Annotated in this window: 14 protein-coding genes; 11 read left to right on the top strand and 3 right to left on the bottom strand. The window is 47.2% G+C overall.

The features are described 5' to 3' along the window. The first annotated feature begins 134 nt into the window (after window positions 1–134). From HW115_RS02915 to HW115_RS02875, 9 genes are all read left to right on the top strand, one after another. The gene (locus tag HW115_RS02915; RefSeq protein WP_178931067.1) at window positions 135–2,579 is read left to right on the top strand and encodes a sulfatase-like hydrolase/transferase; all 2,445 of its coding nucleotides are present in this window, start codon (window positions 135–137) and stop codon (window positions 2,577–2,579) included. A 127-nt stretch (window positions 2,580–2,706) separates the two neighbouring features. After that, entirely contained in the window at window positions 2,707–4,344 is a 1,638-nt protein-coding gene (locus HW115_RS02910) for a sulfatase-like hydrolase/transferase (RefSeq protein WP_178931066.1), read from the top strand. 140 nt (window positions 4,345–4,484) lie between these two features. Continuing rightward, window positions 4,485–5,909, top strand: coding sequence for a sulfatase (locus tag HW115_RS02905; protein ID WP_178931065.1), 1,425 nt, complete (start codon window positions 4,485–4,487; stop codon window positions 5,907–5,909). 267 nt (window positions 5,910–6,176) lie between these two features. Beyond that, the gene (locus HW115_RS02900; RefSeq protein ID WP_178931064.1) at window positions 6,177–9,881 is read left to right on the top strand and encodes a pilus assembly PilX family protein; all 3,705 of its coding nucleotides are present in this window, start codon (window positions 6,177–6,179) and stop codon (window positions 9,879–9,881) included. Next, on the top strand, window positions 9,871–10,674 hold the full coding sequence (locus HW115_RS02895; RefSeq protein WP_227021235.1) for a hypothetical protein: 804 nt from the start codon (window positions 9,871–9,873) through the stop codon (window positions 10,672–10,674). Before HW115_RS02900 ends, HW115_RS02895 begins: the two co-directional genes overlap by 11 nt. Before the next feature lie 112 nt (window positions 10,675–10,786). Further along, window positions 10,787–12,397: a sulfatase family protein gene (locus tag HW115_RS02890; RefSeq protein ID WP_178931062.1), complete on the top strand. Its 1,611-nt coding sequence runs from the start codon at window positions 10,787–10,789 to the stop codon at window positions 12,395–12,397. Between the two features lie 119 nt (window positions 12,398–12,516). Then, the gene (locus HW115_RS02885) at window positions 12,517–13,935 is read left to right on the top strand and encodes a sulfatase family protein (RefSeq protein ID WP_319609253.1); all 1,419 of its coding nucleotides are present in this window, start codon (window positions 12,517–12,519) and stop codon (window positions 13,933–13,935) included. A gap of 66 nt (window positions 13,936–14,001) precedes the next feature. Beyond that, entirely contained in the window at window positions 14,002–15,510 is a 1,509-nt protein-coding gene (locus HW115_RS02880; RefSeq protein WP_178931060.1) for a sulfatase family protein, read from the top strand. Continuing rightward, window positions 15,510–17,153: a sulfatase family protein gene (locus HW115_RS02875; RefSeq protein ID WP_425498130.1), complete on the top strand. Its 1,644-nt coding sequence runs from the start codon at window positions 15,510–15,512 to the stop codon at window positions 17,151–17,153. The genes HW115_RS02880 and HW115_RS02875 overlap by 1 nt, the downstream gene beginning before the upstream one ends. Before the next feature lie 23 nt (window positions 17,154–17,176). Here HW115_RS02875 and HW115_RS02870 read toward each other — a convergent pair whose 3' ends face one another. Next, window positions 17,177–18,760 (bottom strand): arylsulfatase, encoded by a 1,584-nt coding sequence (locus HW115_RS02870; RefSeq protein ID WP_178931059.1) that lies wholly within the window; start codon window positions 18,758–18,760, stop codon window positions 17,177–17,179. A 111-nt stretch (window positions 18,761–18,871) separates the two neighbouring features. Further along, on the bottom strand, window positions 18,872–19,687 hold the full coding sequence (locus HW115_RS02865; protein WP_178931058.1) for a PEP-CTERM sorting domain-containing protein: 816 nt from the start codon (window positions 19,685–19,687) through the stop codon (window positions 18,872–18,874). A 338-nt stretch (window positions 19,688–20,025) separates the two neighbouring features. On the opposite strand from HW115_RS02865, the gene HW115_RS02860 reads away from it, so the two are divergent. After that, window positions 20,026–22,344: a carboxylesterase family protein gene (locus HW115_RS02860; RefSeq protein WP_178931057.1), complete on the top strand. Its 2,319-nt coding sequence runs from the start codon at window positions 20,026–20,028 to the stop codon at window positions 22,342–22,344. Between the two features lie 145 nt (window positions 22,345–22,489). On the opposite strand, the gene HW115_RS02855 is transcribed toward HW115_RS02860, so the two are convergent. Beyond that, window positions 22,490–24,367, bottom strand: a complete 1,878-nt coding sequence (locus HW115_RS02855) for a glycoside hydrolase family 2 protein (protein ID WP_178931056.1) — start codon at window positions 24,365–24,367, stop codon at window positions 22,490–22,492. Window positions 24,368–24,625: 258 nt separating this feature from the next. Between HW115_RS02855 and HW115_RS02850 the strand changes: the two genes are divergently transcribed. After that, complete coding sequence (locus HW115_RS02850; RefSeq protein ID WP_227021234.1) at window positions 24,626–26,107, top strand: arylsulfatase; 1,482 nt, start codon at window positions 24,626–24,628, stop codon at window positions 26,105–26,107. Window positions 26,108–26,110: the final 3 nt, after the last annotated feature.

Genomic DNA, 26,110 nt, shown 5'->3' with positions numbered 1-26,110 from the left:
TGGCTATACTTCATCCATACAGCGGAAGATCGACTGTGGACGTCTGTAGGATGGACCAATTCCAATGATTCCTATCCCAGATGTCCCGAGCACGAAAAAAGCTCTGTTCTTTACTATTCAGACCAATACCTAATATGAAGTGTTTACAAATAATTCCCCTAATGATGATAGCTCTTACGCATATCATCCAGGCCCAAGGCTCGCCAAATGTGCTGTTTATCTTTTCGGACAACCAGAGTTACTACGAATTATCCTGTCACGGGTTTACACCTTGGCTAGACGATGATGATGGGAACCCCATTACGCTTAGCACGCCACATATTGATTCGCTTGCGTCACAAGGTGTGGATTTTCAGGATTTTTATGCTGCGAGTTACTGTTCGCCGAGTCGTTCGATTGCGCTGACCGGTAAGCAGTGTATCCGCACGGGTGTTTTTAATACACTGAATGGTCGTTCCATTATGCATAAGGACCATGATACACTTGCTGAGATAATGAAAGGCCATAATTATCATACCGCTGCTTACGGTAAATGGCATTTGGGCTACTCTTACCCGCATCGTCCAGCAGATCGGGGATTTGATGAAACCTTTGTTCTGAATGGTGGAAGTCTTGGCCAGTTAGAGGATTATTATGGCAACACGCACCACGATGGAGTTTACTTCCACAACGGTGTGCAGGTTCAACCCACGGGCTTTAGTACCGATGTGTTGTTTGATGCGGCGATGGCTTGGATTGGAGGTCTTCAGGATCTTAATGATGGTAAGCCCTTCTTCTGCTACTTGTCGACGCCTGCAGTTCATGGGCCTTACTCGGGGCCTGATCTTAATAACCCTGTGTCAGGTGATAAGGCCATTAATCCCATTATTGAGAATTTGGATGATAATGTAGGCGAGATATTGGCTTTTCTTGATACGGAAGGACTCGCGGATAATACCATTGTCATATTTGCATCAGATCAAGGCATGTTTGATCGTGGAGCGCCACACTATGATCCCGCAGACAAGGAAACTTCACAAGATGCGCGTACCCAGATCCCGTTCATGATTCGAATGCCAGACCATGTTGGTACCACTACGCAGTCGCACCCAAATCTTCCTCGTGGAGTGGACACTCATCTCGCTGGATTGATTGATCTTGCGCCAACTATTTTGGATTATTGCAACATCCCTATTCCGGCAGATATGGATGGCATTAGCTTAAGGCCATTACTGACTGGGGACCCTGCTACTTATCCAGCGGATCGACATATAATTACGCAGACTCCGCGTACGAGTGAAGCCAAAAAGTGGCATTCGATGTCTGTTAAGACCAGTCGCTGGCGTCTGGATGGGAGCAGTAAATTGTTTGATAAGCTTGCTGACCCACGTTGTGAGCTGAATCTTCTGAAGTTGCCTGAAGGTCATCCGTTGGAGGTCAATGAGGCAGAATATCTACAGGCTAAAGCGGATCTGACGGCGCTCTACAACGCATTTTGGGATTCGCTTCCAGTCAGTGAAGCTGAACAGGCTGCGACACTCAGCCGAAATCAGATTGGAGCCACTGCATTTCCGGATACGAGTATGACTGCGATGGATTGGTACACAGGCAGCAATATCCCATATGCGAAATCTCATATTGATCGTACTCGTGACAACGGGCAAAGTGAGAAGTGGGCGGTTCGAGTGATGGAACCAGGAACGTATACCATTACCTTACGTCAATACCCGAAGGAGGCTCCGCAAGAGTTGAAGATTGAAAAAGCTCGGGTTCAACTCGGAGATCATGTGCGGGAATGGCTTGTTGATGACCCTACTGCGACATCGACATCGATATCAATCACCGTAGATGCTGGAGACTATGATCTTCAGGTCTGGATGAATGGAGAGACTGAGCCTGAGCCTGACGTATTCTTGATTCAGGACTTTGGAGCGTGCTATATAGATATTGTTAAGGAGTCCGGACCGCTCGACCCATCCTACCTGCTTACGGTAGAGAACGGAACTGGGGATGGAGTCTACACCGGTGGGCGCATCATCGATGTCGCAGCCGACCCTGGTCCGGCAGGTAAACACTTCTATTCCTGGGTCAGTGAAAACGGTGGGGCTTTTGCTGATTCTGCAAATGATGTGACAACATTTACGGTGCCTTACGCGATTTCTTCCGCCATGACGATTAGCGCTAGTTACGACTATGACAGTCATGATGATGACGGCGATGAAATCTGGGATGGTTGGGAAATTGTCCACTTTGGAGCCAACACCGTAGTTGATGGAACAGTCGATTCTGATAATGACGGTCAACTGGACTATGATGAATTTGTTGCCGGGACGATGCCGACAGACAACAAAAGCTTTTTCGGGGTGCTTGAATCTTCCAGATCCCTCGAAGATGATGTAACGATCCGTTTTTCGAGTAACGATGACCTTTCGAAGCGTCGATATAGAATCTTGTATAATGAAAACCTTACAGGGCTGTGGCAAGAAGTATCAATGGACCCGATTATGCCCTCCTCTGGTGATTCGACAGAAGTGACATTTGCTATACCCGAGAATTTGGACAGATGTTTCTTTAAAGTAGAAGCATACATCACAGAGTAGATATGAACATCCTTGTCGGTGGATAAGCTGTTGATTTGGTCGTCACCGTTATGCTTGATATAATTCTTGTTCTGCAATGAATATCCATTGAAATGGAGGTAAGAACAAATCATCCCAATTTAATTCAATGAAATACTACACATTAATCCCACTGTTGATGGTTGTCTTCATGCAATGCAGCGTTGCTAAGACCCAATACAACATCCTGTTTATCTTATCCGATAACCAAAGTTATTATGAAATGGCATGTCACGGGCACAGCGAACTTAAGACTCCTTCCTTGGATCGTCTGGCGGCGCAAAGCGTCGATTTTCAAAATTGTTATGCGCCAAACTATTGTTCGCCTAGCCGCTCGGTAATCATGACTGGTAAGTATGCGATTCGGACCGGGGTTTATGATACGATTGGAGGACGGTCGATTATGCATAAAGACCATGAAACCATAGCCGATATCATGAAGCGTAACGGCTACAAGACGAGTGTGTATGGAAAATGGCATTTGGGTTTTTCCTATCCGCACCGTCCACAGGACCGTGGTTTTGAGGAAACATATGTATTGGGCGGCGGCAGTATAGGTCAGTTAGAAGATTACTACGGTAACAACCACCACGACCCTGTATTTGTTCATAACGGTAAAAAGGTATTTAGTAAGGGATATAGCACGGATGTGTTGTTTGACAATGCGATGAAGTGGATGGAAGGGTTAGAGGGAAAACCTTTCTTTTGTTTTTTGTCGACACCGGCGGTTCACGGTCCATTTGAGAGCCCCGATGGTAAACGGGGAATGGCGGCGTTGCATCCAATGATTGAGAATCTGGATATGAATGTAGGTCGTATGATGAAAAAACTCGATGAAATGGGTATTGCCGATAAAACGGTTGTTATTTTTGCGTCTGATCAGGGGATGTTTGATCGTGGCGCACCTCATTTGACCGATAGAAAAGAGAATTCTCTGGATGCGAAGCAGCATATCCCATTCATGGTTCGCCTGCCAGGTGCCAAGGCTAAGATAAATCAGAACATTACCGGTATCATTGATTTTGTCCCTACGGTATTAGATCTTTGTGGTATTGAACGACCTGATGGTCTTGATGGTGTTAGCTTGAAACCATTGCTGACTGGGAAAGAGGATGAATATCCTGCAGATCGAACGTTGATCATTCAATGTCCACGTCAAAGAGGAGTGAGAAAGGGAGTTAATAGTTCTGTTAAAACAGCTCGCTGGCGCCTTGACGGGAGAAAGCTATTTGATAAAAAAAATGATCCTCGATTAAGAAATGATGTCGCATCCCAACACCCGGAAGTTGTGCAAATGCTGAGCGCCAAGTACGAAGAATACTGGAAATCAATGCCAGATCCGGCGACGACGTTAAGTCGGAATGAAATCGGAGCACCAGAATGTCCGGATACAAGTTTGACGGCTATGGATTGGTACACTGGCGCCAAACCATGGTCGAGTGGCCATATCAAAAAAGGCAGAGCCGATAAGCTGAATGGAGCATGGGCGGTAAAGGTAGTCAGGGATGGAACCTATACCTTTGAACTGTGTCATTTTCCTCAAGAAGCGAACAAAGCACTTAATGTCACCAGCGCAAAAATAAAAATTGGCGAGGTAGAAAAAGAGCAGAAAGTTGAGAAAACGGCGAAATCCGCTAAATTTACACTCAAGCTTAAGGCGGGTGATTATGATTTACAGACATGGCTTAGTGACGGTCCAAACAAAGATTTTGGAGCTCTTTATGTGTATGTGACTAAAGACAAATAATTTCCATTGTTTTTATTGTCACGAAGATTCGTGACAATACAGGGGGTTAGTGAGGTGTTAAGTTTTTTGTAAGCTGGTCGTTTTTGATCTAACGGTTAAATTATAACACAAACTAAATGATGAATAAAAGAGTATCAATAATGAAGCAGATTTTATGGGTAGGGGTTCTGAGTTTGATGGTTGGCACCTCTTGTTTTGCCGCTGAGAAGAGACCTCCGAACGTTGTCTTGTTTTTTGTTGATGACCTGGGGTGGGGGGATCTGGGTTGTAACGGAAATACTTTTCATCTGACCCCGAATATCGATGCCTTTGCGAAAACATCGAGGGTCTTTTCCGATGCTTATGCTTATCCTTCCTGTTCTCCGTCACGTGCGTGTCTGGTGACCGGGCAAAACACTCCACGCCATGGGATCTATAATGTTAAGTACTATTTGGGTACACGGGATTGGTTGAAAAAAATCAAGGATGTTAAGACCAATCATTTTTACAAAGGTGATGCTCCTACGATCGGGACGTTGATGAAGCGTCTTGGCTATAAGTGTGGCTATGCCGGGAAGTGGCATATGGGGGATGAGGGGAAGGGGTTACCCCAGGCGCATGGGTTTACTCAGATGAATGCTGGAGGATGTGGCTGGGGGCACCCCGCGGGTGGCTTTTTCAGTCCATACAAAAATACCCAGCTTCCAGATGGGCCGAAGGGTGAATATTTATCTGACCGCCTCACTGAGGAAAGTATTGGCTTTATTAAAAAATATAAAAACGAGCCGTTTTTCCTCGTGTATGCACCCTATTTGGTGCACCGGCCTGTCGAACCTAAGCCGGAATATGTCAAATTATTTGCCGAACGCCCCCCCTCAAAGACCCATCGCAATCAAGGGTACGCTGCAATGGTGTATGCCATGGACCTGGCATTTGGTAAACTGGTCGAAAGCTTGAAGGAGCAGGGGGTGTATGAGAACACACTTATTGTTTTTACTTCGGATAATGGTACTAATCCAGCATGTGCCAAAAGCCTGCCCTTGCGGGGCTGTAAAGCCTCCATTTATGAAGGTGGCATCAGGGTTCCAACGATGGTTTATTGGAAGGGGGTCACCAGTCCAGGTATATCCAAGACGCCTGTAAGCTTGCTGGACTGGATCCCAACATTTTTGGATGCAGGGGGGGGGAGGCTTGATGGGTTGACCTTGGATGGAGAAAGCTTGCTGCCCATTTTTGATGGTAAAGGGAAGTTGAAACGCGACGCTCTTTTTTGGCATATTGCCAGTTATCAGGGGAATCCATCGAATGCGAAGAATGACACGTGGACTCGACCATGCTCCATCATCCGGACCGATCAATACAAGTTTGTTCAAGAATATGAAAACGGGACATTTGAGTTGTATGATTTACGCAAAGATCGATCTGAAAAAAAGAACCTTGCCGGTGACCTCCCTGAGGTGGTCTCCCGGTTAAAGAAGAAGCTCGATACCTGGCTGAAAGACATGGATGCGGTTATCCCCAATGAACCCAATCCGAACTACGATCCGAGTAGGGGAGAAAGGGTGAAGAAGAAAAAAAAGAAGTAAATCTGCGCTCGCCATCAGATATTCTTTATGTCGATAACCGTTGATGAGGCTTGATCAATGGGGGTGTCTATAGCTGTAGAGTTGCCCTTTACCTTTTTGTTTAGTAATCTTACAATGATCTTAAGGTACGCATATTGCCACTGGGGGTGTCACGGATTGGCGTGACTTACCACGGGGTGATTTCGATGTATCTTATTTAGACTGAACGATCGTATTCTGGTAAACTGAAGATACCCCGATAGAACATTCTTGATCGCAGCTACCATCATGAAAAGAAAACCACACATCAAAGCGAGCTCGACAGATCGCGGCTTCGCTTTGATTGCCACCATTTCAGTGATGGTTCTTTTGATGATGATCGTTTTGGCTATCATAACACTGAGCACGATAGAGGTGCGTTCAGCCAATAATGATAATGCAATGGAGGAAGCAAGGGTAAATGCCCGGTTGGCTCTGATGTTGGCTATTGGAGAGCTTCAAAAACATACTGGCCAGGATCAACGGTCAACCGCGAGAGCTGACATATTTGATCCGGACATGGCTAATGGCTCATGGATTGGTGTTTGGCATTCCAGTAAAATGCCAGACGACTTGAGCACAGACATTGTTACCAGAGATGATGATACTGGTTCCTTGCTTGATGCTCGATCTGGGAATGATACGAGCCTGTTTTTTGACAACCCACTTACATGGTTGGTGTCAGGCGAGGACCCCATTCCCGGAGAACCCCTTTCTTCCCCTGTCTCCTTACGTAGAGCTGTCACTAGTGCTTCCACGGATTCAGAGGTTCCGGAAATCACAGTAGAACGTGTCCCTGTCTACGGCAAATCAGGTCAAGTTACTGGCTCTTACGCCTGGTACGTTGATGACCTCTCATTGAAAGCTAACATCAGCCATGACAATAGAAAGGAACGCCCCGTAGGTCTTCAAGAGGCTGGTGGCGAGAATATAGCTCCATACTTTGCACCACACGGTGTGGGCAATTTTCATCACGGAGATCTCGTGAGCTTAAAAAAGAAGGCAATCGCTAAACTCGCCACGCTCGGCACCGTGGGCGTTGCTGTGGATGACAACGATCTACCTCGTGATCTCGCTGCAGACTACACTCACTACTCCATATCTTTACTCACAGATTCCCTCAATGGAGGGCTGAAGAAGGATCTAATAGCGTATGCAAAGTATCAAGCGAGCAAGAGTAATGCCGCTCTTCCTGCTTGGGGATCCTATGGATCTATTACAAAGGATTATAATATCCTTGAAAGCAATCCCAACCTGGCACTCAATAAAGGTTTCCATACGACCTACGGCCCCAAGCTGGGACTCATCAAAAGCTGGTTGAACCTCCCCGTCACAGGATCTGGGAATAGTTACTCGGTCGATCCTGTAGCCCCAGTCAGAACAGGTTATGATTTAGGGGCAGATGCCGGTGTCGGGGCAGATGCTGGAGATTCAGATCTCAAGGCGATGACTGGAAGTTCAATATTGCAGGTTCCAGATATCAAAAATAATACGAGTGCCGCAGTTCACCCGGTGATGACCCTCTGCGAAAACGAAATGCACCTACTTTATGAAGAAGATGGAAGTGGCAAAATAACGGTGGGTAATCCAGCGGTGGACACGAATGTGAATTTTTACAAACTGCACTACGGGTTTTTTCCAAAAGTAGTCCTATGGAACCCCTACAATGTCACCATCAATGCCAAGAACTACTACGTGCAATCAAAATACCCCAAGGTGATGGTATGCAGGAATGTCCAAAAAATAGGAACCAGTTGGTTGATCTCAACCGGGCCTATCGATTCCCAAGTTGACAAAGCCCTTGTAGCGGACTTCGGAAAGGTTCTTAGCAAGCGTTGGGTAGTAACCAGTGATTCGACCAGTTTTGAGAATCCTATATCTACTCCCATGTTTAAAATTGAGTGTCCAGCTCTAGCTCCAGGTGAGTATCTGGAGTTTATCCCACAGTCCACCGTGGATTGGAATGCGGCTACCCGACCAGGTGACTTAATTCTAGCTCCCAGTTCATATGGTGTGGGTATCTACGACAAGTGTTTTAAAGTGGAAGCTGGCTTGGTGAGTGAGCCATCTGTTCAGACAAGTTCATTCAAAGGAACGGAAGATAAGATGGTGAGATTGGCTGTTGCACAAACCAGTTCGGTGAACAGCATCCAGTATGCAGGCACGCCAAAAGGGAAGGTGACTTTCAAGAGAACCTGGTTTCTGTATGATGGGGAAGCGCCCCATAGTGATTGGAGTGACATCAAAAATAATAATGATCTCTATCAATCTGTTCTTATTGGAGAGGAGGGGTATAAATATGTTAAAGCTCCCTATGACACGACGAACCTTGCCAATAATAAAAGAATGTTCGATTTGAATGATAAGGACACATGGCTGCGTTCGATGTCTGGAGTATTTGGGTATCGATATATTTATCTCGATGAAAATTGGGATAGCTTGAATGTATATGGAAGCCAGTTTTTACCTATTGCACCGGTTGCCAACGCCAATGTGCGGGCCAGCTGGTATGTGCCAGGTGCTGTGAATAGCCGGTCGGGTAATAATAATGACACTTTAGGAAAATCACGACTCGTGCCGCCCTTGATGGAGCCTTCTGTGAATCATAATCAAAACTTCGCCAAATTGCCACGGGCTGATTTTAATACCCCGTCTCCCTTCACTACGAAAGGCACTCTGCTAGGGGTCGATATGGTATTGTTTGATCTTCCTAAACCAGATTACGGTGTTCCTTCGTTAGGGATGTTGCAGCACCTGAATTATAGCCCTTTCATCTGGCATTCCTCCTACACATTAGGAAATTCCTACGCGGACATTCGCTACGACAGGGAGAAGACAAGTGTGGCGAATTCCTCAGGGATGACGGGTAACATCGATCTGGTCACACAAGGAAGCAGCTCCGATCAACTGCTTTACTACGACTTGGCATACGAACTCAATTTCAACATGTGGGATCGTTTTTTCATGAGTTCACAGACGAAGAGGAATACATCCAGCAATACGAGCATGGAATGGAACCCGACCTTGCCTGACCTTGGTAAATGGGTGTCACCCTATCTCCTGATGATGAAATCCAGAGAAAGTGACATCGCAGCTGAAGAGGGTTACCATCGAGTCGCCGAATATCTCGGTGTGCCAGGTGGATTTAACCCCAATAGCACCTCCGTGAACGCCTGGAAGTCATTTCTATCCAGTGCCTCCACAAGCGACTACGGCTACAACGGCAAGGGTGAAGAAAAAATGACAGTGTTCTCGCGTTCGCACCCAGCGCAGGGTGATAATCTGGATGTTGGTAGTGACACGCTGCAGGACGATTCATACTGGAATGGGTTTCGTGAACTCGATGATGATCAATTAACAAAGCTCGCTGAGCACATCGTAGAGGAAGTCCGAGCCCGAGGCCCTTTCCTATCCGTCGGGGACTTCGTGAATCGCAGGCTCGATTCTAGAGAGACAGGTCTCAGTGGCGCTCTCCAGGCAGCTATTGATAAATCAGGTCTCAATGGCAATGATTCAGGCGAAAGCTTTGTTGATCTGGGGCTCGGGCGGTCCTCGGGGGGAGGGGAGCTCGATTACTATGATCATTATTATGGATCGAACAAAGTTCACAGTGACATCGCTAGTTTAGCGAACGTTGAATACGAGGGGCTCTCAAATTTTCCTAAAAGCCGCACCAGAAATATGGCAGGACATCTTCAGCAAGGCGACATTTTGCAAGCTCTGGGGCCCCGCCTCTCAACCCGGGGTGATAGCTTTCTGATTCGTGTGTATGGTGAGTCAAAAAATGGCACCCAGGTCACCAGAGCTTACGCTGAAGCCGTGGTGCAGCGGATCGCCGAACCAGTCGATCCCGACTGGGATGGCATTGGGCCTGAACCTTCAAGTTCTCAAGTTCAACACGGGCGTAAATTTGAAATGATTAGTTTCCGTTGGCTCAACGTAAATGAACTTTAAGCAAGTACAACCGATGATAAAATTTTTGATTCTACCTATTCTTGCCGCAGCTTCCCTTCAAGTAAGCTTAGCCCAAGAAGCTGAGAAGGAGCCCAAAGAGGATCTAGGCTACACCTATATTCTGCCGCTGCCAATTTTAACGTCAAAAAATGCAACCGAATCTGAAGATATCGGGGCGATACTGCCCTCGATACTTTGGGTTGATGAGCGCTGTGTGCCCACGAAGATGCGTGATGCTGCGGGCTCTTCGGAGAAGCCCTACTCGCTTCGGATCAATAACTACAGAATCAGTAAACCGATCCTTATCAATAAGGCTTCCTCAAAGATTATTTTTGACGCTATCGATGAAACCGGGAGGCCAAAATTCAAATGGAGAATACCGTCGCCTTCCTCAAAAGAGTCACTCACCCTAGTGTTTTCTGATCCAGCCAGCGAAGAAAAATGGGCGAAGCCGACGTTTAAGATAATCGATTGTTCTCCAAAGAAGCTACCAGCGGGGTCCGTGTTGGTTCTCAACTACTCGCATAACGAGCTGCATACCCAAATTGGTAAGCAAAAGTACATTATCAAAGCGAGCGAAAAAAAGATATTCAAGACGTCTCCTGCTGATAAGTTGGCTCTCAAGGTCGTTGCTCTCAATGGCAAACGTAAAGCCTTTCTTTTTAAAAACTATGTGAAGAGCGCGAATGGTGACAGAAAGGTGCTGGTGGTTTATCCGAAGCCTACGAGTGGCTCGTATCTCAAAGTGGCTCTGTCAATAGCGGACATACCGCTCATACCTGCCAATCAGTAGTAGGATCCGTCTTCAATTAAAGTGATTAAAGAAACGCTGCCTGTTAACTATGGAGAACCATCTAGCTTTCTATGATGCGGGGAAATAATGAAAGATCACTGGGAGTTCGATCATGAAAATCAACACTACATTAAGCGCCCTATTATTCACTCTGTTAACAGGGGGTCTGTTCCCTGCCTCAGCAGGAGATAAACCCAACATTGTACTTATTCTAGCGGATGATATGGGCCCGGGAGAAGCAAGCTATGCGGGCAGCATCATCCCCACACCGGCAATAGACCGCTTGGCAATAGAAGGTGCTAACTTTACAGATGGGCACACGAGCTCCGCCGTCTGTACTCCTACGCGTTACGGTATTTTAACAGGACGCTACAACTGGCGTAGCCGTTTAAAAAAGAGCGTAATTTTTAACACGACCAGCCCGGCTCTCATGGATCCTGATCGCGTGAATCTTCCTGCCTTCTTGAGGAGCGAGGGTTATCACACCGGCATGGTGGGGAAATGGCACTTAGGCGTTGATTGGGTTCTGTTTGATCATAAAGGCGAAAAATACAAAAAGCTTCTAGAAGAGAAGAGAAAAGAAGCCTCACGGCCTAAGGAAAAATTTTTCAACTCATGGATGATTGATTATACCAAGCCATTTAAAAATGGTCCCGTAGACGTCGGTTTTGACAGCGCCTTTTTCGTTCTCGCTTCCTTGGATATGCCACCCTACCTCTACTTGGAGGGTAATAAAGCCACTGAATTACCCACTACAATCAAAGGTTGGCAACATAATGAATACAACGACCATATCCGCTATGGCGCTGCATCTGAAGGTTTTGAGGCAAGTGAAGCTCTCGAAACTTTGGCGGCGAAGTCCCGTGAATACATTAAGGAGCAAGCCGAAAATACAGAAAAACCCTTTTTCCTCTACCTTGCCCTTACCTCACCCCACACACCTGTAACACCAGGCAAAAAATTCAAAGGCCGCTACTCGCAGTTCAGTCACTATGCCGATTTTATAGCAGAAACCGATTGGGTCGTTGAACAGGTGCTGGAAGAATTAAAAGAATCTAACGTGGATGAAAACACCCTGGTTATTTTTACGGCTGATAACGGCTTTGCCGCTTATATCCCCCTGCCAAATATGATGAAGGCGGGCTATGCCCCCTCTGGTCCCTATCGTGGAGCAAAAACAGCATTGTATGAAGGCGGACACCGTGTCCCTTTCCTTATGCGCTGGCCCAAAGGTATTCAACCCGGTCTGAAAATAAATCAAACCGTATGCACCACTGACTTCTATGCCACCTTTGCTGATATTATCGGTAAAAAATCTTCAATTTCAGTGAATGCAGCCGAAGATTCTTTTTCTTTCCTGCCTGCTTTGAAAGGTAGTTCCGAACCAGTGCGCCCTTTCACGATTCACCATGCTGGTAATGGTGACTTTGCCATTCGCCAAGGTGACTGGAAGCTACTTTTAACAAAAAAAACAGGGACTGGAGCTTTCCCTCGTAAAACGAGAACCACTGCTCAAAAAGTTCAGCTCTACAACTTAAAAGACGATAGAGCCGAAACAAAGAACCTCGAAAATGCCCATCCCGAACGGATTCAAAGCATGGTCGAAACCTTCAACCAGGCTCTGAGAAGAGGACGAACAACACCTGGTCCTGAGCTGAAAAATGATGGATGGCCTATCATTGATAAAAATTTGATGACCACTTTCCCTCAGTTAAAAGAGTAAGCCCTTTATCTCCCGATGAAAGTTCCTTCCAACATCTCACTCCATACATGATATTAAAAACAACCCTTTGTCTGAGTCTGTGCGTTGCGTCGGCGTTCGCGTCAACCAAAGTTCCCAATGTGATCATTCTCTACGCAGATGACATGGGCGTAGCTGATGTGTCTTACGGTGATCCCGAGGCAAAAATTCAAACTCCGAATCTCGATCGTCTGGCGAGCGCAGGTATGACTTTTTCCGATGGGCACAGTTCGTCCGGTATTTGCACGCCAAGTCGCTATGCGATGCTCACAGGCCAGCACCACTGGCGAAGCTTCCATGGGATCGTCGGTGCTTTCGGAGATTCGGTTTTTGAGTCGGGCGAGTTTACCATCGCGCGCATGTTTCAACAGCAGGGCTACAACACTGCGTGCTTTGGCAAGTGGCACCTCGGTTGGGACTGGGATGCGATCCGAAAGCCGGGCGTGGGTAAAAAGGCCAAAGGGGCCGAATCATACGACTGGACGAAGCGATTCCCCGGGGGACCTTTGGATCAGGGCTTCGATGATTACTATGGCGATGGCACGATTAACATGCCGCCATATTGCTGGATCGAAGGTGATCGTTTCTTAACCATTCCGACGAAGCCCGTCATCAAATCAAATCCTCTAGCCGGTGGAGGCAGTTTTCGACCTGGCCCCATGGCAGAAGGTTGGAATCCCTATGATGTTCTCCCCACCATCACTCAAAAAACCGTCGAGTGGATCGAGAAGCAAGACGCTCAGAAGCCCTTCTTTGCCTATCTCGCCTTTAATTCACCTCATTATCCCATCGTTCCTAACAAGCCATTTCATGGTAAGTCACATGCTGGTTATTACGGTGACTTTGTGATCGAGACCGATGCGATGGTCGGAAAAATCCTCGATGTCTTGGAGAAAAAAGGTCTAAGCAACAATACTATTGTCATTTTTACCGCGGATAACGGCGCGGAAAACGCTGCTTACAGACGACTCAGACAGTTTGACCAATGGAGTTCAGGCAAATTTCGTGGGATAAAGCATGACCTCTATGAAGGCGGGCACCGCGTTCCCTTTATCGTCCGCTGGCCCGGCCAGATCAAAGCGGGTTCGACCTCGGACGAAGTCGTTAGCCAAGTTGATCTCGCAGCCACATTCGCAGCAATCACCGGATTTAAACTCACCAACGAACAAGCCATCGATAGCTATAACCTCCTGCCTGTTTTGACGGGGAAAGATTGTGCGGGCCCGCTGCGTGTGGCGACAGTTCAGAACACGAAGACGGGTAAGTATGCTTTACGTCAAGGAGACTGGGTTCTCATTGATACATCGACCGGAGCTTCTGGAAAGGAATCCCAGTATTACTTGGAGCATTTCGGTTTACAGGCGTATCTAAAAAACAATCCAGGCCTTCTGTTTAACCTGAAGGAAGATCCACGACAGTCCAAGAATCTCTATAATGAGCACCCGGAAAAAGTGACTGCTATGCGTGCTCTTCTAAAACGGTATGTTGACGGCGAACGCTGTGCTCCGGAAAGGAATTGATCGGCACTAAGCAGACGATTTTAGGTTTAGGTGGTAGAAGGTCAAATCCGCTCCTTAATTGAACTTATGATGAAATTAAAAACAACGCTTCGCACGATTGCCTTTGCGGCCGTTTCCCTAGTAATCACAACTGGGGATATGGCTGCCGAAAAGCCGAACATTTTGTTTATACTGGCTGATGATTTAGGCTATGGAGATCTGGGCTGTTATGGGCATCCTGTTGTCAAGACACCACACTTGGATCAACTAGCAACGCAGGGGGTCCGGTTCACTGACTGTCACTCTGCATCTAATAATTGCTCTCCTTCTAGGGCTGCGATATTGACCGGGCGGCATCCGTATCGAGTGGGTATCTATGACTTTTTGTCAGGTTCAAAGCCATTTTACCTTCATCCAGAGGAGAAGTCGGTGGCAAGTATGCTAAAGGCTGCTGGCTACCAGACGATGTTTTCCGGGAAGTGGCACTTAGGTGGATTCACCGACGCGAAGGGTAAGTTAGCCAGGCCAGATGCTTTTGGCTTCGATCATTGGCTTGCCTGTGAACATAATTTCTCTCGCGACCCAGATTCATTGGTTCGCAATGGGAAACCTGCAGGAAACCTGACCGGATCTCAGGCGACAGTTACGGTGGAAGAGTGCATTGACTGGCTCGACAGTGAGGATCGGGATCCGAATAAGCCATTTTGTATGTTTCTATGGTTGAATGAGTCTCATTCGCCGATCACTCCTTCTCGGGAATGGAGTGATATTTATAATAACGATGCGGCCCGAACTGCGGCACTCGAAGTACCACTTGGAGGGCCTGGTGTCGTTCGTAAGTCGAATCCCAAATTAGTTCATAGGTATTACGGATGCGTCGCTGAGATGGATCATGAAGTGGGGCGTCTATTGAAAGTTTTGGATGATAAGAATCTTAGCAAAAATACCTTTGTCATGTTTACCAGTGACAATGGGCCAGAGCATCGTCAGGGAGGGAGCTGGGGCTCACCTGGAGTTTTCCGTGGTGCGAAAGGGCACATGCACGAGGGCGGGCATCGCGTGCCAGGGATTGTACGCTGGCCTCAGAAGGTGAAGCCGGGGACGGTTAGCGATGTCACGATTAATGGCACCGATATATTGCCGACTTTGTGTGAGGTGGGGGGAGCCGAAATGACGACTACCGTTACAGTCGACGGGGGCAGCTTTGTGCCGCTGCTACTCGGCGCGAAAGAAGTGAGTCGACCTCAGCCACTCTTTTGGTGGATGTATCATTCTCGTGGAGGCAAGCAGGCGGCGTTGCGCGAAGGTGATTGGAAAATCATTGCAGCGCAAACACTTGGTGGTGACGACAAGTCCACAAAAAATAGAGCGGGTATGCATGTGGTGAAAGAGTCTAAACTCATCGAATTTGAGCTCTATAATCTAAAAAATGATGCTGGAGAAAGCCGTGATGTGTCCGCTGAAAATCCTGAGCGATTTGAAGCGATGAAGAAGAGAATAAACGCACAATTCTTAAACGTTCAGGCTGAAGCTCGTGATTGGCCGACCTGGGGGACGAAGCTTAAAAACAATAAAAAATCAGCAAAACAAAAATGATGATTTACAAGAGAATGTTACATCTTGCCACGATCGCTCTGATTGGTCTGAGCTCTGTCAGTTTGCAGGCAGATCAGACTCGACCAAACATCTTGTTCGTGATGAGCGACGATCATACCAGTCAGGCGATTGGAGCCTATGGTGGACGACTACAGTCGCTCAATCCGACGCCTACGATTGATCAGTTGGCGAAGGAGGGCATGCTCATGGAGAATGCCTTCTGCAACAATTCGATCTGCACGCCAAGTCGGGCATCGATCATGACCGGGCAGTATAGCGCTGTAAACGGTGTCATCACGTTACGTGAACCCCTCCAGCCTAAGAATCATTATTTGGCCATTGAGATGAAAAAGGCTGGCTACACTACCGCTGTCGTGGGGAAGTGGCACCTTAAGGTGAGACCCTCGACGTTTGATTACTACAAAGTCGTGCCTGAACAGGGGAAGTATATCAACCCCGAGTTTTTTGAGGGCACGTATGGAGATACTAAAGGAACTTTGGTCAAGATGGAAGGGCACTCCTCTGACTGTATCACTGACTCTGCTTTGGCGTGGTTGAAGGGGCGCGATCAAACGAAGCCATTTTTCCTAAAGTATCATTTCAAGGCACCACACGATAGGTTTGTGTATGCGCCACGCTATGAGTCTTATCTCGCCGATGTCCACATTCCAGAGCCTGCGAGTTTATATGAGCGTGGTAATCATGGGTCGATTGCAACGCGTGGCCACAATGATGAGCTGATTCATAAGATTGGGACATCAATTGGTCGACGTCATGAGCGGCGGAATTACATCAGAGCTTGGGCAAATGATCCAAATCTAAGCGATGACGAGGCCAAGAGCATGGCTTATCAAGAATACCTGAAACGTTATTTGCGCTGCGTCAAAGGTGTGGATGATAACTTGAAACGCGTCATCGACTACCTGAAAAAGGAAGGTCTCTACGATAACACAGTCATCATTTATACCGGCGATCAGGGCTTCTACCTTGGTGAGCACGATTACATGGACAAGCGTTGGTGCTATGAGGAAGGCATGAGAATGCCATTGATCATCTGTTATCCGAAGGCGATAGAGAAGGGGAGTCGTGCGGATGCAATCGTCGAGAATGTGGACTATGCTCCAACAATGCTGGATTTCGCTGGAGTGAAAACACTAGAATACATGCAGGGCCGTAGTTTTAAATCGATCCTAGAAACGGGCGTGGAACCGAAGGGATGGAAACAGTCAGCTTACTATCATTACTGGATGCACATGTCGAGTCATGCAAACCCCGCGCATATTGCCATTCGAACGAAGCGTTATAAACTGATTATGTTTTATGGCACGTTGTGGTTTCGCGGAGCTGATACCCCAAGCACGCCTCCAGGGTGGGAGCTTTATGATCTTAAGACAGATCCGAAGGAGATGAATAATCTTTACGACAATCCTGAATACGCATCGGTCGTTGCGGAACTCAAAATCGAACTCAAAGAGCTCCGAGCAAAATACAAAGAGGACGATCCTCAAATCCTGATTAACAAGGTGATAAACGATTATTGGGACTATGACGAAGAAGATCGAGCCAATGCCATCGCAATTTCTAACGCGATGAAAAAGGAAGTATACACGAAAAAAAAGAAATCTAAGAAGAAGGGGAAATAATTGTGCAGAATAGTGTGTTTTTTTTAGAAACGTGGGCGGGTCCACTTTGGGATACCTGATTCTGCCCGTTGTTTCTCGTATTGCTCGAGGAATGGGTTTTCTTTTGCAGCATCGGCATCTTCGTTGATCATGAGTGGTAGACATAATTCCCACCATTGCTCATAGGATGATAACATTTTTTTATAGATCTCTGGGTGTTTTTTACTTACATCCGTGGTTTGCCCGGGGTCATTCTTAATGTCATAGAGTTGAATCCTAGTGTCCTTCAATGTGGTATTGTTCTTTTTAAAAGGGCCTTCTAACCTCCAGCGCTCATTGCGTACCGCGAAATTAGCATATTTGTGTTTATCTCTTTTTCCTGTGGGCCACTTGGCAACATGGATGAAGGTATTACGGTCTTCCCATTCCTTTGTTTGAGGATTTTTCATCAAAGGAACCATGCTTCTACCGTCAAGCTCAAGCCCTGCGGGCAGTTGGCCTGAGGACAGGTCTAATAAGGTAGGAAAGAGATCGTAGTGCCTCGTAAGGCGATCAACATCAAGTCCCGCCGTGAGCTTTTGCGGCCAGCGTATGAATAGGGGTACCTTAGCGCCTCCCTCCGATGGCTGGCATTTCTTCCCCTTCATCCCGGCATTGTAAACTTTAGACCCTTTGGAAGAGCCATTATCCGTCATGAAGATGAGTATCGTGTTATCACGGATTCCCCACTTATCGATGGAGCTCATCAAGGTGCCCATGTTTTCATCGGTATTTGAGATCATTCCATAGAAATTAGCTGTATGGAGATCACACTTGTCTTTATAGGGGCTGCTGTACTTCGGATCTACAATGTATGGGGAGTGTGGGGCATTGGTTGCTATGTAAGCAAAAAACGGCTTGTTTTGATCTACGTTAGATTTCATCCACCCAAGAGCTTGCTGGAAAAACACATCCGTGCAGTAACCTTCAGTTTGTACAAAGGAACCGTTGTGCTTTAGGAATGGATTAAAGTAGCCCTTCTCCTTACCGTTTTTCAAAGGTGTTTCAGCCTTCGGTTGGCTACGGGCTATTCCTCCGCCTCCGTGGATAAATACCTCATCGAATCCTCTGTTCTCAGGTTGATACTCATTCTCCCATCCCAAATGCCATTTCCCAAAAATTCCAGTTACATAGCCGTTCGATTTGAGAGCCTCCGCTACAGTGACGGTACCTAGTTTCAGTCTAGCTCGTGGCTCTGCGGTGTGGGTCACTCCCACTTTGAAAGGGGCCTTGCCTGACATGAGCGCACTGCGAGTCGGAGCGCATGCTGGACTGGCGTGGAAGTCAGTGAAACGTATCGCCTCACCATAGAGCTTGTCGATATTTGGGGTCTTTAAAAAAGGGTGACCATGGCATCCTAAATCGGCATAACCTTGATCATCAGTCATCACCAAGATGATGTTAGGTTGGATTTCTTTTCCTGAGGCGGAAGTCAGCGAGAGTATGCTAATACCAAGTAGCAAAACAGACGGAACTCTGGTAGACCACGAAGTGCATTTCCTCACAGCTTTAAAACTTTCAATCGTCTCATCTGTTTTGCGGAGTGGTATAAATAGTAAGGCTAGCTTTATGTCTTTGATGTATCGCATATTCAGAAAAGTAGTTTTGATTTGTGTCGAGCTCTTACACGGATAGAAAAACCCCCGGCGACCATGGAAGCCACCGGGGGGTTATAAAGAATAGGTAAATACTGATTCCAATTACTTGCGACGGCGCAAGATGAGTGCGAGACCACCGAGACCGAGTAGGGTAGTCGAGGAAGGTTCTGGAACCGCCGATACCACGTAGAAGGCTAGATCTTGGTTTACACTTGTAGTATTATTAGTAGCACTACTAGAAATCTTCATGCCGTTCGCAAAATCATTGGATAGAGTATTTTGCTTGAAGTTCATATTATTGGGGCCTCCAGCAGCATCAATAAATGTAAAAACGAATCCATAATCTGTGTTGGCTGATAGGCTAAGGTTTCCTATATCAAAAGTCAGAAGCGTCCCCTCGGCTATATTGGCTGTCCCGGATGTGGTAATATCAAATGCCGAATCAAAGATAGGAGTAATGCCAGCAGAAGCCACTGGGTCGCTTGTGCCCGATCCGGTTTTCCAATTCGTGGCGACAGTAGCGCCATCAGTTACAGTGAAAATCTGCAAACGTACTTGATCCCCAACTACGTAGCCATTTTGAGTGCTGCCCTTCAAGACTGAAATCGCACTTAGATCAAATGCGGTTGTTGTAGCAAAGGTTTGCCCGGTGGATGTTGTAACCGAGGAGCCCGAGTTGTTGTTATGAGAGGTCTGGGAAAATACGACATCTTCGGTCGGCGCGCTGCCGCCGATGATCAATGATGCAGCATGTGTCGAGGCTGTCAGAGCTATACTGAGGCCCGTTATGGTATTAATTATTGTTTTCATATTATGATGTTTTGGGTGTAAAAAAAGATAGAAGCAAGGCGGATGTTTTGGATAGTCACGGATATCCGTGACACAAATGGATTGTTGTTGTGTGTGTGATGTCATCATGCCAGCCCACACTAAAAAATTGTCACCCCGCACTGTGTAACTCAAGCTTATAATACAGATGGCTAGTTTTTTTGAAGTCACGTAATTACGTGACATGCTGGCCAGTCCTTTTTGGCAGGGTAGCCCGTAATTTTCAGAAAGGTGAAACCAGAGGTGCTCAGGGTCGGGGTCATCATCATCACGGCGAGTCCCGCGTACTCGTGACTATCTATTTCCCTTCAAGCCGTCAATGATTTCATCGCTGTAACGAATCGATATCCAGATGCCTGGCTCCAAAGCCCTATGCACAGGCTGATGAGGTAATATCCTCCCCTCAAGAACGAACTTCTATCAATCATATGAAACTCAAACAAATCGTAATTAGATCACTCTTGTTTTCGTTGAGCTGCACGTTTGCTTTAGGCGCTAATACGATCATCGCCGAGACTACTGAGCCAACCGGTGCAGGTACTCCTATCTCGCATCCCGCAAGTGCGGCGACTACGCAGCAAAGTTATGGTATTGGTGTCGCTGCTGGACAAACTTTCAAAACAGGAGATACTGGGTTTGATTTGGCACGACTCACTGTGGTTAAGGCCACTAAACAGGGCTATAATGCTGGAACTTATCTTAGACTTAAACTGTTCACATGGAATCCTTCCAGCGATGGTGAGGATGTGGTAGAGTGGAAAGAGGGCGATGGAACTACAGATGGTGATCCTCTCAATGGCACGGGCATGACGTTGTTGTACAGTGAGGATTTTGAGACCCCACTTGGTAGCATGCCTGCGCTGAATTATATTCACTTCAATTTGAGTAGTCCTGTTACTTTGGCGGCAAACACTGCCTATGGTTTTACGATTGAACTACTTTATTCTGGACATGGGTCTGATAACATCACTTACCGGAGAAGTCATACAAGTGACCTTTATGCCGGTGGTCGGCAGATCGGCACTACGACCACCGCGAATACAGACCAAGGAGGCAATGCTGATCTATGTTTTTACTTGAGTAAGAACACTATCTACGTTCCTCCGAGTGTTGGTAATCTGCGTATGAGTCCCCTTGAGGCGCTAGGCGATAGTGCGCAGATTTCTTATAATATAACTAACACGACTCAAGGCGTTTCTAACGGTAGCGGGTACGGGATGAGCTTTCAGCCGGCGACTGCGTTCGATATGAAATCGCTATCATTAGTTCAAGGCAATGGTTGGAACATGAAGTATAAGAATAAGTTTAAGCTGACTATTTTTGAATGGAATCCAACGGGTGATTCGAATGATTCTACAGAATGGGTAAAGGGCGATGGTCTCTCTGACGATGACGCCCTAGATGGAACAAGCATGACATCTCTGTATAGTGAGTATTTTGATATACCAGCAGGACTGACGCACGGAGGGCTATACGTCCACTTCGACCTGAATGCGTCGATTCCATTGGTTCCAACCAAGGCTTATGGCTTTCTTGTTGAATTTATCTATGGCGGCGATGGCGGTGGTCAAACGGTGAGCTTCGCAAGGCATAACGGCACTTCCGGTGCGGGCGGAGACCAATATCCTGACGGGCGGATGTTGACTGCGGATGCGGGAACGCAGGCAGCTAGCACAAATGGAAACCTGGCTTTCTATATCGGTAGCGCACTAGCGGCGGCAGATATCGAAGTGGAAATTGTCGACTTCGAGGTCGGTGATCAACACCTCTGTAAACTTACTGTGAGAACACTTTATCCGTCGCTGCTCTTTCCGAGGAGGCAAACGAATCTAGGCGGGGAGCACGCCTGGTGGAGTGAGGCTCCGCACTCTCCCGATGGAGTGGCCCCGTTTCTTTCGACAAGCATTGACCAGAACTCAACCATCGATGCCAATGGAGACTACGTTTTCTACGTACAAGGGGAGGTGCTACGTGATTTCTTTACAATCGGCTCTGAGCCACTAGGCAATTTTGAAGCACGACTTCACAGCAGCGGTACGGGCAGCCTGCCTTACCGGATACTCAAACCGAATGTTTACGACCCAAATGTGGAGTATCCACTGGTCATCGCTTTTCACGGCGCTGGCGGAACGGGAACGGACAATACCAGTCGGTCCATTGAGGCAATGAAGGAGTTGTCCAGTAAAGAAGTTAGGGCTCAATACCCCGCCTTTGTGATCACTCCTCAGAGTCAAAGCAACTGGGCCGCGACGCCATGGGGAGCTGGACAATATGATCTCAGCGCGACTCCGATTACCGATTCGATGACAATGGTTTACGAAATTATTGATGCTCTTGAGCAGGAGTTCAATATCGATCCGGATCGTATTTATGTCACTGGGCAGTCCATGGGCGGATTTGGAGCATGGGACTGTGTGATGCGCGATCCTTCACGGTTCGCTTGTCTGGCTCCGATGGCTGGAGGAGGGGATCCGACGGAGGCAGCCACTTTGGTAGGTGTTCCGATCTGGAATTTTCATGGAAATAGCGATACCGTTGTGTCGTATCTAGGATCCAGAGCGATGCATGACGCCATGCTCGCAGCCGGGCACCCAAACTGGACCTATACGGAATTTGATGGTGTTGGGCATGCAGTGACAACACCCGCTTGGGCTAATCCTATTACTGCTCCTTATGGTGCTGCTTATGGTAGTATGACTACTCCTGGTACGAATCTGATCGATTGGATCTTCTCGCAGTCAAAGTAGTAACTGGAAATACACTGAGTATCCCAAGTGTGGGGCATGGTTCATCGAAGCATGCGTGAAATGAGCTGGGGCTGATTCCTTGGCTCTTTAAACAGATAAAAGCGGCACGCGTGATTCATTCTTTGAATGGGCGTGACCAGAACACCTATTTTTTGAGTGGGTTTATTAAATCCCGAAACACCTCACTGACGAGTTTGGGTTGGTGAAATTCATCGTAGAGGCCCATACGGGAGTAGCCATTGGATCTTCTGTTTCCCGTGTAGGTTTTACGTGATCGGTAATCGCTAAGTAGCCAGTAGGTGTAGCCAGAAAATGCAGGTGTGTATTGCGTGAGCACGTTCCACTGTCTTTTGAGGAGGTCGGCTTGCCAGTCTTCGGTGCTTTTCTGGGTAACGGGTCCTCTCTCGCCTCGTTTGGACCAAGCTCCGTTTTCCATGATGATGAGGGGTTTGCTCGGGTTGCTTTTGATTGCTTTGTTGAGGTCCGGGGCAAGATCTTCAAACGGGTCCATCGCACCACGGTATTCGTTGAAACCAACGGCATCGGCATGCTCGAAATGTGGCGTGCCTTTGGTTGGATGCCAGGCAGCCCAGGTGATCGGGCGTTTTTCCTGATCGAGTTCTTGGACCAACGAGCGACCTGTTTTTACAAATGTTTCATATTCCGGGCAGAACTGGTGTGCTTCATTATGTAGCCCCCAAAGGACGACCGAGGGATGGTTCATGAGGTCCCATACGGCGCAGCGACCTAGGGTTTGGTAGATGGATTGTTTGTCTTGGCTTTGTTGAGCCATGGCTTCTTTCGTATACCAGAAGCCTGCCCATTCCGCACAAATCAGAAATCCCTGCTGGTCTGCCAGTTGATAGGCGTAGGGAGCTCGTTGCGTGACGTGCATCCTGATGAAGTTTGAGTTGGATTGTCGGGCTAACTGAAAGAGTTTTTCATGATCTTTACGGGTAATGGCGCCTCCCCGGTGGTGGTTTTCTTCATAAAGGGAGATGCCTTTGAGGAAAATAGCTTGCTGGTTAAGTGTGAACTGAGGTCCCGAAGTAGTGAACTTTCGAATGCCGAATGTGGATACCAGTTGGTCGAACGCTTGGCCATTCTCTCGGTGAAGAGTAATATGGGCTTTGTAGAGGTGGGGGGATTGAGGGCTCCAGGATTTGGCATCCGTTGATAAGGAGAGGGATAGCTTTACCACTCTTGTTTGGCCTGGAGCTAGACGTAAAAGCTCATGGCTTGTGTGGCGGGGCACTGCGAGGGCTGAGCATCTAAGTTTGACCCAGACGCTGGATGTTTGTTTGCCGTTATTGCTGATGATGACGGTCGTTTGTAATTTGTCATTTTGAGTGCAGATCTGCGTTTTACGAATGCTGATTGCCGCTTCTTCGCTGAGGTAGACATCTCTAAGAATACCAGCGTAAGGCCAACAATCGGGGGCTTTGGGGTGTAGGGTGTGGGTGTAGTGGATTTCATCCCATTTTTTGCCATCTTTATGGAGTTTGAAATTAGGCAGGCGAGTGACTTTGAGCGCGAGCGTATTGGTTCCAGGTTTCAGGCGCTCGGAAATATCGATAGAAAAAGGAGCGCCGCCACCTTCATGCATCGCGATTGCTGAGTTATTTAAGTAAACCCGGGCTCGCTGTTGGACGCCGAGAAAGACGATTCTTTGCCGTTTATTTTGCTGGGGTGTCCACTCGAATGAGCGCCGATACCATGCTGACCCGTTGTAATGCGGTGGATTGGTCACACTTCGGTTTTGCCAATCCCAATACTTTCCTCCGGGCATGGAGTCCCATGAGTGTGGGACGTTGACTTGATGCCAGTCTTTAAGATGGGTCTTTGTCGAAAACCATCGTTGTTTTTCTCCTATGGACTGGGGGTCAAATCGAAATAACCATTCCCCGTTGAGGTCGAGCCTGGAGCGGTGGGGATTTTTGGAGGTGTCATTAAAATCGGGGCGAACTTGTCCGTAGTGAAAAACAACGGGGAAGTTATCAACTTTTCGAGTGATAACCTGCATGGCATGTGCGAAATTAGGGTGGTCTCCTAGGTCCGGGCTAGCCTGAATCGGTGAGATGCATGATCCAAGCCAAAGAAGGGCTAGGGAGAGTTTGGTCTGGATTGAGAGTGCTTGAGCCATGGGTAATAGAATTGAGGATGTTCGCCGTCAGTGATGCTTGATCAAGCATGCCTCACAGTGTAAATAAGCTTAGCCTTTGTATCAATACTAGTCACGGATGAGCGTGACTCAACAAGATTGGGGGTTATTGTATGATCATTGAACCTTTGGTTTAGAGAGGTGAGACATTTAACGAAATTAGGAATGAGCAAAGAATTTATGAAGTTGGTATGGATGGCGGGGTTTGTTTTTTTAGCTTTTAGTAGCTTTGGATGGGGCTCTGAAAAGGATCAGAAAAAGCCTAATGTAATCTATATCCTAGCTGACGATCTCGGGTATGGAGATCTAGGTTGTTATGGGCAGAAGGTCATTCAGACGCCTAACATTGATAAAATGGCGGTAGAAGGTATGGTGTTTAGCCAGCACTATTCAGGTAGTACTGTCTGTGGACCTTCCAGGAGTTGTATGTTGCAAGGGAAGCATTCCGGGAATACTTACGTGCGCGGAAATGGGTATTTGCAGATGCGCCTTGACCCTCAGGATCAAATCTTCCCGAGTGCGCTTCAAAAGGCAGGCTATCACACTGCCTTGATTGGTAAATCTGGTTTGGGCTGCAACACGGATGATGCTTTGTTGTTGAAGAAAAAGGGATTTGATTATTTTTTTGGGTTTACTTCACACACCGCAGCTCACTGGTATTATCCTCCCTACCTTTGGAGAAACACTCAGAGAGTTCAATATCCAAATAATACCCAGCATGCTGGTGACCAATACAGTAGTGAGAATGTGATTCATGAAGCCTTGCAGTATCTTGAGCGTCAGAAAGATGGGCCATTCTTTTTGCATTTAGCCTTTCAGTTGCCTCACGCCAGTTTGCGCGCCAAAGAAGAATGGAAGGCAAAATATCGCCCGATCCTTAAAGAAAAAGTTCTGGATTCCAAGGAACACCAACACTACTCGTGGGAGCGTGAACCGAAAACAACCTATGCGGCGATGGTTTCTTATATGGATCACAATGTAGGGTTGATTTTGAAGAAGCTCGATGAATTAGGGCTTGCGGAGAATACTCTGGTAATGTTTGCCAGTGACAATGGGGCGATGCAGGAAGGTGGCCATCGTCGGGATAGTTTTCATTCCAGCGGTGAACTTCGTGGTGGTAAGCGGGATCTGTATGAGGGAGGGGTGCGTGTCCCGATGATTGCATGGTGGCCAGGAAAGATCAAAGCAGGTAGTTCAACGGACCATGTTTCCGCATTCTGGGATATTTCGCCAACATTGCGAGAGCTTGCAGGAGCCGAGCCTCAGCTAGATACGGATGGGATTTCCATCGTGCCCACTTTGTTGGGGCGGGGGAAGCAGGCCCAACATAAAAACCTTTACTGGGAATTTTATGAAGGGAAGGGAAAGCGTGCCATTCGTCAGGGGAAGTGGAAATTGGTGTGTCTGAACACCAATACTCAAAGGAAGCCGAAAATGGAACTTTATGACTTGGATAACGACCTTTCAGAAACAAAGGATTTATCAAAAAAATATCCAGAGTTGGTCGCTGAGCTGTATAAGCAGATGGATGAGCTACATACGATGTCCGAACATAAAAAATTTAGATTGGCGGCAGAGGTGCTTGAGCAGCCAAAGAAGTAAAAG

Origin of the sequence: Oceaniferula marina, assembly GCF_013391475.1 — a bacterium.
GTDB lineage: Bacteria > Verrucomicrobiota > Verrucomicrobiia > Verrucomicrobiales > Akkermansiaceae > Oceaniferula > Oceaniferula marina.
The sequence above is the reverse complement of the archived record's forward strand: the minus strand, read 5'-3'. Positions and strand labels throughout refer to the sequence as shown.